Genomic DNA, 580 nt, shown 5'->3' with positions numbered 1-580 from the left:
TCCGCAAGAAGATAGTGGCAGGCGGCATGCGCAATTCGAACGTCATGGCGATCGCGCCGACAGCGACGATTTCCAACATCTGCGGCGTGTCGCAGTCGATCGAGCCGAACTACCAGAACCTGTTCGTCAAATCGAACATGTCCGGCGACTTCACGGTCGCGAACGAGTTCCTGGTCCGCGACCTCAAGGCGAGGGGGCTTTGGGACGAGGTGATGGTGTCCGACCTCAAATATTTCGACGGTAGCGTCGGCCAGATCGATCGCGTCCCGGAGGATCTGAAGGCGCTCTACGCGACGGCCTTCGAGATCGACAGCGCCTGGCTGATCGAGGCTGCCGCACGGCGGCAGAAATGGATCGACCAGTCGCAGTCGCTCAACCTCTACATCGCCAATCCCTCCGGCAAGAAGCTCGATGCGCTCTATCGCCTCGCCTGGCGGCGCGGATTGAAGACGACCTATTACCTGCGCTCCCGCAGCGCCACCCATGTCGAGAAGTCGACGCTGAAGGGCACCGACGGCAAGCTCAATGCGGTCTCCGCCACGGCGGCCGTGTCGCACGCGCCGATCATGATCCCGGCCGC

1 pseudogene is annotated in these 580 nt (G+C 62.6%); it reads left to right on the top strand.

The features are described from left to right. Window positions 1-580: pseudogene (locus Q3C01_RS44905) on the top strand (ribonucleoside-diphosphate reductase subunit alpha); the annotation flags it as partial.

It is taken from the genome of Bradyrhizobium sp. UFLA05-109, assembly GCF_054185165.1.
The sequence above is the reverse complement of the archived record's forward strand: the minus strand, read 5'-3'. Positions and strand labels throughout refer to the sequence as shown.